The organism is Rhodococcus sp. P14, from assembly GCF_000256505.1.
Taxonomy (GTDB): domain Bacteria; phylum Actinomycetota; class Actinomycetes; order Mycobacteriales; family Mycobacteriaceae; genus Rhodococcus; species Rhodococcus ruber.
In genome coordinates this window covers 23,730-32,326 of record NZ_AJFC01000185.1, presented here as the reverse complement: position 1 = coordinate 32,326, position 8,597 = coordinate 23,730, and the positions used below count along the sequence as shown (strand labels likewise).

The 8,597-nt window shown below is 70.3% G+C and carries 8 protein-coding genes; all 8 read right to left on the bottom strand.

The features are described 5' to 3' along the window. Positions 1–35: 35 nt before the first annotated feature. Positions 36–3,188 carry an isoleucine--tRNA ligase gene (gene ileS, locus OEY_RS0113555; protein ID WP_010594397.1) on the bottom strand — a complete coding sequence of 1,051 codons (3,153 nt, stop codon included), beginning with the start codon at positions 3,186–3,188 and terminating at the stop codon, positions 36–38. Between the two features lie 289 nt (positions 3,189–3,477). Next, positions 3,478–3,699: a hypothetical protein gene (locus OEY_RS0113550; protein WP_010594396.1), complete on the bottom strand. Its 222-nt coding sequence runs from the start codon at positions 3,697–3,699 to the stop codon at positions 3,478–3,480. A 42-nt stretch (positions 3,700–3,741) separates the two neighbouring features. Further along, complete coding sequence (gene wag31, locus OEY_RS0113545; protein WP_010594395.1) at positions 3,742–4,593, bottom strand: DivIVA-like cell division protein Wag31; 852 nt, start codon at positions 4,591–4,593, stop codon at positions 3,742–3,744. A 148-nt stretch (positions 4,594–4,741) separates the two neighbouring features. Beyond that, the gene (locus OEY_RS0113540; protein ID WP_003938221.1) at positions 4,742–5,032 is read right to left on the bottom strand and encodes a YggT family protein; all 291 of its coding nucleotides are present in this window, start codon (positions 5,030–5,032) and stop codon (positions 4,742–4,744) included. Positions 5,033–5,146: 114 nt separating this feature from the next. Further along, complete coding sequence (locus OEY_RS0113535) at positions 5,147–5,815, bottom strand: cell division protein SepF (protein ID WP_003938220.1); 669 nt, start codon at positions 5,813–5,815, stop codon at positions 5,147–5,149. A gap of 31 nt (positions 5,816–5,846) precedes the next feature. Next, the gene (locus OEY_RS0113530) at positions 5,847–6,584 is read right to left on the bottom strand and encodes a YggS family pyridoxal phosphate-dependent enzyme (RefSeq protein WP_010594394.1); all 738 of its coding nucleotides are present in this window, start codon (positions 6,582–6,584) and stop codon (positions 5,847–5,849) included. A 48-nt stretch (positions 6,585–6,632) separates the two neighbouring features. Next, positions 6,633–7,388, bottom strand: coding sequence for a peptidoglycan editing factor PgeF (gene pgeF / locus OEY_RS0113525; protein ID WP_237713750.1), 756 nt, complete (start codon positions 7,386–7,388; stop codon positions 6,633–6,635). Continuing rightward, positions 7,385–8,581, bottom strand: a complete 1,197-nt coding sequence (gene ftsZ, locus OEY_RS0113520; protein WP_010594392.1) for a cell division protein FtsZ — start codon at positions 8,579–8,581, stop codon at positions 7,385–7,387. The genes pgeF and ftsZ overlap by 4 nt, the downstream gene beginning before the upstream one ends. Positions 8,582–8,597: the final 16 nt, after the last annotated feature.

The window sequence follows — 8,597 nt, the reverse complement described above, 5'->3', positions numbered from 1 at the left end:
CGTGGCCGCGCCACGCGCCGGCGTCACCGGGACGCTCATGCCTTGACGATCGCCGCACGCACCCCTTCGCCGAGCTCGAGCGCCCCGTCGCCGGCGGGTGCCAGTTCGAAGCTGGTGGCCAGCACCTCCGAGGCGATGAGCGCGCGGTGCCGCATCGCCCAGTCGGCGCGGTCGGCCGGCACCTCGAACACCACGCCGATGCGGTCCGAGACCTCCAAGCCCAGGTTGCGGCGCGCGTCCTGCAGCTCGCGGATCCGGTCCTTCGCCCAGCCCTCGGCCTCGAGCTCCTCGGTGACCGTGGAGTCCAGCACCACCAGGCCGGCGCCGCCGGGCAGCGCCGCCGTGGACTCCGGCTCCGCCGCCACCAAGCGCGTGGTGTACTCCTCCGGCAGCAGGGCGATGCCGGCGGCGGTGACGGTGCCGTCGTCCGCCTCCGACCAGTCCCCGGCCTTGACCGCCTTGATGACCGTCTGCACGTCCTTGCCGAGGCGCGGCCCCGCGGCGCGGGCGTTGACGACCAGTTCGAAGCGCCCGTGCGCATCGACGTCGTCGGTCAGCTCGACCGACTTCACGTTCACCTCGTCCTGGACGAGATCGGCGAACGGCTGCAGCCGGTGGGCGTCGGGGGCGGCCACGGTGACCTGCGGGAGCGCCAGCCGCACGCGCAGCTTCTGGGCCTTGCGCAGCGAGAGCACCGTCGAGCACACCGCGCGGACCTCGTCCATCGACTCGACCAGGGCCGGGTCGGCCGGCAGCTCCCCGGCCGCCGGCCAGTCCGCCAGATGCACGGAGCGACCGCCGGTCAGGCCCCGCCAGATCACCTCGGTGACCAGCGGCAGCAGCGGGGCCGCCAGGCGGCTGACGACCTCGAGCACGGTGTGCAGGGTGTCGATCGCGTCGGCGTCCTCGTCCCAGAACCGGCTGCGGGAGCGGCGCACGTACCAGTTGGTGAGGGCGTCGCAGAACGTGCGCAGCTCGTCGCAGGCCCCGGCGATGTCGACCACCTCGAGGGCGTCGGTGATCGCGTCGCGGGTGGCAGCGAGCTTGGCCAGGATGTACCGGTCGAGCACGTGCGGCGAGTCGGTGCGCCAGGTGCCGGGCTCGGACGCGTACAGCTGCAGGAAGCTCCACGCGTTCCACAGCGGCAGCAGCGCCTGCCGGACACCCTCGCGGATGCCCTGCTCGGTGACGACGAGGTTGCCGCCGCGCAGGATGGGCGAGGACATCAGGAACCAGCGCATGGCATCGGAGCCGTCGCGGGCGAACACCTCGTTGACATCGGGGTAGTTGCCCTTGGACTTGCTCATCTTCAGCCCGTCGTCGCCGAGCACGATGCCGTGCGCCGCGACGGTCTTGAAGGCGGGCCGGTCGAACAGCGCGGTGGCCAGCACGTGCAGGGTGTAGAACCAGCCGCGGGTCTGCCCGTTGTACTCGACGATGAAATCGCCCGGATAGTGGGAGTCGAACCACCCCTGATTCTCGAACGGGTAGTGCACCTGCGCGAACGGCATCGAGCCCGACTCGAACCAGCAGTCGAGCACCTCGGGCACGCGGCGCATCGTCGACGTCCCGGTCGGGTCGTCCGGGTTGGGCCGGGTCAGCTCGTCGATCATCGGCCGGTGCAGGTCGGCCGGGCGCACCCCGAAGTCGCGTTCGAGTTCGTCGAGGGAGCCGTAGACGTCGATCCGCGGGTAGGCCGGGTCGTCCGAGACCCACACCGGAATCGGGCTGCCCCAGTAGCGGTTCCGGCTGATGTTCCAGTCGCGGGCACCTTCGAGCCACTTGCCGAACTGTCCGTCGCGGATGTGCTCGGGCACCCAGGTGATCTGCTTGTTCAACTCCACCATGCGGTCCCGGAACTGGGTGACGGCGACGAACCACGACGGCACCGCCATGTAGATCAGCGGTTGCCCGGACCGCCACGAGTGCGGGTAGGAGTGCTCGATCGTCTCGTGCCGCAACAGCTTCCCGGCGGCCTTGAGGTCCTTGATGATCACCGGGTTGGCGTCGAAGACCTGCAGCCCCTCGTAGGGCGGGACCATCGCGGTGAACTTCCCGCCCGGATCGAGCGGCTGCACCAGTTCGATGCCGTTGCGCTGGCAGTACTCCATGTCTTCTTCACCGAAAGCCGGTGCCAAGTGCACGATTCCGGTGCCGGAGTCGGTGGTGACATAGTCGGCGGCGATGATCCGGTGGGCGTTCTCGCGGCCCACGAAGAAGTCGAACGGCGGCTCGTAGGCCAGACCCACGAGGTCGGCGCCGGAATAGCGGCCGAGCACCTCGGGTTCGTCACCGAGTTCGCGCGCGTAGTGACCGACCCGCTCCTGCGCGAGCACGTAGGTCTTGCCGTCGGCGCCGCGCACGCCGACGTACTCGATGTCGGGATGCACCGCGATCGCGAGGTTGGACGGCAGGGTCCACGGCGTGGTGGTCCAGATCAGCGCGCACGCGCCGTCGAGCTCGGAGCCGGGGGCGCGCAGCACCATGTCCACGGTCACCGCCGGGTCCTGGCGCATCTTGTACGCGTCGTCGAGCCGGGTCTCCTGGTTCGACAGCGGGGTCTGCTCGTACCACGAGTAGGGCAGCACCCGGAAGCCCTGGTAGATCAGGCCCTTGTCGTAGAGCCGCTTGAAGGCCCACATGACCGACTCCATGAAGTCCAGGTCCAGGGTCTTGTAGTCGTTGTCGAAGTCCACCCAGCGGGCCTGCCGGGTGACGTAGTCGCGCCACTCCCCGGTGTACCGCAGCACCGACGTCTTGCAGTAGGCGTTGAACTCGGCGAGTCCCATCGTGTCGATCTGGGACTTGTCCGTGATGCCGAGCTGCTTCTCCGCCTCGAGCTCGGCGGGCAGGCCGTGACAGTCCCAGCCGAAGCGCCGCTCGACCTTCTTCCCGCGCATCGTCTGGAAGCGCGGGATCAGGTCCTTGACGTAACCGGTGAGCAGGTGGCCGTAGTGCGGCAGACCATTCGCGAAGGGCGGGCCGTCGTAGAAGACGAATTCCTCGGCGCCGTCGCGGTTCGACACCGAGGCGCGGAAGGTGTCGTCCTTGGTCCACCCGTCGAGGACCTCGACCTCGAGCTCGGGGAAATCGACGCCCGAATCCTTGGCCACCCCGTAGTCGACGAGCGGGTACTTGCCGGTCGACGCGACCGGGGCCTGCGGGGTGTCGGGGGTGCTCTTCGTCACAGCGTGACTCCTCGTGCCTAGACGTGTCCGGCACGGGGACGATCACCGCGCACTGTGCGCCGGCAACCGCGGTACCACCCCGCTTGCACCGTCTCTCCGGGCTCTGCCGGCGAGACGGGCCTCTCGTTCGGGCTGTGACGGGCCCACCCGTTCGGTTCTACTGAGCAGTGCCGGTCGGCACGGCCTTTCTTCCGAAGGCTCCCCGGTGATGGCCGGATCGTCGCCGTCCCCGGCGGCCGCCGGGGCAGGACTACAGAGTCTGTCCTCGAACTATTCTATGCCGCCGCGCTCACTCGCCGGCATCGCGTCCCCCGCGACGCCGGTCCGGTTCGGCTGCCGTCGCCGTCGGGGGCGCGGTCCGCTTGCCGCCCAGCGCGCTGATCAGCAGCAGGACCGCGCCCACCACACACACGACGATGCAACCCCAGGCCCACAGCACGGAGCCCGTCATGAGCGCCACGACGAGCATGCCGAAGCCGACGGCTGCGAGGGAGAGCGTCACCACCAGCACGGCGCACCCTCCTCCGAACCCGGCATCGGACCCCCGCCTCGATCAGCTGTTGCCCTTGGCGAAGGACGTAGACCCGAACGAGGAGTTCGACTGGTTGAACGCCTCCTGGCCGCCGTCGACCGGCACGGCGGAGCCGCGCTGCTCGAGTTCCTCGAGCTGGGATTCGAGGTAGGACTTCAGGCGCACCCGGTACTCACGTTCGAACGTCTTGAGCTGCTCGATGCGACCCTCGAGCACCGAACGCTGCTGGTTGATGGTCGCCATGATCTCGGTGTGCTTCTTCTCCGCGTCCGCCTGCAGCGCGTCGGCCTTCTCCTTGGCCTGGCGCAGCTGCGTCTCCGAACGGGTCCGGGCGTCGGCCAGCATCGCCTCGGACTTCTGCCGCGCGTCCGCGATCATCGCCTCGCTGCGAGTGCGCGCATCGGAGATGAGCTGCTCGGAGTTGGTGCGGGCGTTGCGCAGCAGTTCCTCGGCCTCGGTCTTGGCGTCGCCGGTGAGGCGGTCCGCCATCTCCTGGGCCAGACCGAGCACCTTGGCCGCCTGCATGCTCGCGTCCGCGGAGGCCGGTGCGGCCGCGACCGGTGCGGGCGCCGGCGCCGGCGCCGGAGCGGGCGCGGGCTCCGGCGGCTTCGGCGCCTCGACGACGCGCGCGGGTTCCGGTTTGGCGGCCGGGGCCGGAGCCCCACCGGAACGGGCACCCTTCTTGGCCTCGGCCAGCTCCTGGTCGAGCTCGGCCACCCGCTGCCGCAGGTCGGCGTTCTCCTCGATCAGGTGGGTCAGTTCCTGCTCGACGAGATCCAGGAATGCGTCGACCTCGTCCTCGTTGTAACCACGCTTTCCGATCGGCGGCTTGCTGAACGCGACATTGTGCACATCAGCTGGGGTCAGCGGCATGGAAGGATCCCTTCACGCGTCGTGTGAGCGGTCAAGCAAGCATTCAGTTATATCCACAGTGCGTCACGCGTATCAAACTCACTGTAACTGGCACCCCATTCTGGCACAGGGCGGCTTTCACGCGGATCGTCCGAGCAGGTGTCGGCCGTCAGAGCGTCCCACCTCGGGGAATGAATGCCATGAGGAAGTAGACGATGAAGAGCAGCACCATGATGGACAGATCCAGTCGCACCCCGCCGAGATTCAGCGGAGGAATGAGCCGGCGCAACAGTTTCACCGGCGGATCGGTGACCGTGAAGATTGCCTCGAGAACGACGACGACGAATCCCGTCGGCTTCCAGTCCCGCGCGAACGTCCGGATGAACTCGACGATGATCCGGCCGATCAGCAGCAGCCAGAAAATGAACAGCAGGAACCAGAGCACCTCGAATACGGCCACCCGCCCACTCTGCCCGACGACGGCGCATCGAGCCAAACCGAAACGCCCGGCATCCGGTGTTGCACACCGGGCACCGGGCGTCGACCGTGCCGGGAACCGCCGCGGCGGATCAGGTCACTGCTGGTTGTAGAACCCCGTCTCCGCGATCCGGCGGCGTTCCTCGGCGGAGACGTCGATGTCCGCCGGGGACAGCAGGAACACCTTCGTGGCGACCTTGTCGAACGAACCGCGCAGCGCGAAGGCCAACCCGGCCGCGAAGTCGACGAGCCGCTTGGCGTCGGCGTTGCTCATCTCGACCAGGTCCATGATCACCGGGGTGCCGTCGCGGAACCGCTCACCGATCGTGCGGGCCTCGCCGTAGTCCCGGGGACGCAGCGTGGTGATCTTCGACAACGGGCCTCCCTCGTCGAACAGCGCGCCGCGACGGGCCTCGGACCGTTCCAGGCGGCCCTCGGAACCGAGCGACGACCGCGCGGCGGCGCGGGCCGGCGGCGGGGTCGGGCGCGGTGCGCGGGCCGTGATCGGCTCCACGCGCGCCGCCCGCACGGGCGGCTCGTAACGATCGAAACCGTCCGGTTCGAAGTCGCGGCCGGCATCCTCCCGCCGCGACGCCTTGTACTCGTCCCGGTGCGACGGTCCGTAACCACCGCCCGCGTACGGCGGCTCGTCGTAGTCCCGGTCGCGCTCGCGGCGGGCGCTCGCGGGGTCGTCGAGGTAGTCGTCCTCGTACTCCTCGAGCGGCACCATCCCGAAGTACGCCTTGAACTTGTGGAGTGAGCTCATGGATCAACCTTCCTCGCGCGGCGGTCGCCACTCAGGCTAACGGCCGCGCGCCCAACACCGCGGTTCCGACACGCACGCACGTCGAACCCCATCGCACCGCCGCCTCGAGGTCGCCGGACATCCCGGCCGACAGTTCGGTGGCCTCGGGATGATCGGAACGCAGCGCGGCATGGAGCCCGGCGAGCCGTTCGAAGGCGGCGTCCGGGTCCCAGCCCAGCGGCGGCACCGCCATGAGCCCGCGCAACGCGAGCCCGGCGGTCCCGGCGATCTCGTCCGCGAGCGCGCGCAGGTCGGCGGAGCTCACCCCGCCTCGCTGCGGGTCGTCGTCGAGACTGACCTGCAGCAGGACGGACAGCGGCGTGTCGCGGTCACCGGAATCCCGCGCGGCCCGCGCACCGGAGTCCAGTGCGTGCGCCAGCCGGGCGCTGTCGACCGAGTGCACGGTGTGGGCCCAGCGGGCCACGGCACGCGCCTTGTTGCGTTGCACCCGGCCGATCATATGCCAAGCGACGGCAGGATCGGTTGTCCGCGAACGGAATTCGGCAACCTTCGCGGTTGCCTCCTGTTCGCGGGATTCACCGAAGGCGCGGCACCCGAGTCCGTAGAGGATCTCCACGTCGGAGACCGGGAAGAACTTCGTCACCGGCAGCAGCGCGATCTCCGCCGGGTCGCGGCCCGCCGCCCGGGCCGCGGCGTCGAGCCGCTCGTGTGCCCGGCGCAGTCCGTCGGCGATCTCGGCACGCCGCGCGTCGGCGTCCGCTGCGGTCACCTGCCACCTCCGGCGGCGGGGTTCATCGGCCACCTCCGGCGGCGGGGCTCATCGGCCACCTCCGGCGGCGGGGTCCGGTCCGGCCTCGAGCCAGATCACCGCCGCCACCCGTCCGGTCGGCGCCTGCCGGCGATGGCTGAACAACGTCGGATCCTCGATGGTGCATCGGGGATCCTCCGCGACGGCCGTGACGCCGTGTTCGAGCAGTTGCCGTCGCAACCCGGCCCGCAGGTCCAGCGCGGGCGTGCCCGCGACGGTGCGGGTGGCGCTACCGGGCAGATGCGCCTCCACGTCGGCCTGCATCGAAGCGGGCACCTCGTACCGGCGGCCGCTCGCAGCAGGTCCGAGGAACGCGCCGATGCGCTCCGGTCGCGCACCGAGTTCGGTCATCGTGTCCAGGACCCGGGGCACGATCCCCACGCGGGCACCGATCCGGCCCGCGTGCACGGCGGCGATCACGCCCGCCTCCTCGTCGGACAGCAGCACCGGCACGCAGTCCGCACTCAACGTGACGAGCGCGAGACCGGGCTCGCGCGTGACCAGCGCGTCGGTCGCGGGCACCGGGCCGCGGACCGGGCCGTCCACGACGGTGACGTTGCGACTGTGGATCTGCTCCATCCACACGAGCCGCTCGTAGGGCAGTCCGATCACCGAGGCGAGCCGGCGCCGGTTCGCCTCGACCGCGGCCGGGTCGTCACCCACGTGGTCACCGAGATTGAAAGAGTCGTAGGGCGGGGCGGAGACGCCGCCGGCACGGGTGGTGACGACCCGCCGCGCCCGCAGCACCGGCTGTGTCACCGTCAACGGCGCATGAAGATCGGCACGTCGACGTCGTCGTCGCCGTCCTCGTCCGTCTCGACCGGCCGCGCCGGCTGGGCCGACCCGATCGGCGGGAGGGAGCTGCCCGCGACGGGTTGCTGCTCGCGCGCCGGCATCTCCTCGGCCCGTTCCCGCTCCGAGCGACCGACGTCGCCGGCACGCCCCGCGCCGACGGTGCCGCCGCGCGTTGCGGGGGTCGGCGGGGCCGACTCGACGGGACGTCGCGCCGGGGTGCCGCCGTCGAACCCGGCCGCGATGACGGTGACGCGCACCTCGTCGCCCAGGGAGTCGTCGATGACCGTGCCGAAGATGATGTTCGCGTCGATGTGGGCGGCCTCCTGCACCAGCGAGGCGGCCTCGTTGATCTCGAACAGGCCGAGGTCGGAGCCGCCGGCGATGGACAGCAGCACGCCGCGTGCACCCTCCATCGACGCCTCGAGCAGGGGCGAGTTGATCGCCGCCTCGGCGGCCTTGATGGCCCTGCCCTCGCCCCGGGAGGAACCGATGCCCATCAGGGCGCTGCCGGCGCCGGACATCACGCCCTTGACGTCCGCGAAGTCGACGTTGATCAGGCCCGGGGTGGTGATGAGGTCGGTGATGCCCTGGACACCGTTGAGCAGCACCTCGTCGGCGGAGCGGAACGCGTCCATGAGGCTGACGGCGGCGTCGCCGAGCTGCAGGAGCCGGTCGTTGGGGATGACGATGAGGGTGTCGCACGACTCGCGCAGGGTCTGGATGCCCGTGTCGGCCTGGCTGCCGCGGCGCTTGCCCTCGAACGAGAACGGCCGCGTGACGACGCCGACGGTCAGCGCTCCGAGCTTGCGGGCGATGCTCGCGACCACGGGCGCGCCGCCGGTGCCGGTCCCGCCGCCCTCACCGGCGGTGACGAAGACCATGTCGGCGCCCTTGAGCACCTCTTCGATCTCGTCCTTGTGGTCCTCGGCGGCCTTGCGGCCGACCTCGGGGTCCGCACCGGCGCCGAGCCCCCGGGTGAGTTCGCGGCCGACGTCGAGCTTGACATCGGCGTCGGACATGAGCAGGGCCTGCGCGTCGGTGTTCACCGCGATGAACTCGACTCCCTTGAGTCCCTGTTCGATCATGCGGTTGACCGCGTTCACGCCGCCACCGCCGATACCGACGACCTTGATTACGGCGAGGTAGTTGTGCGGGGGCGTCATGGGCTCTCGCCTTCCT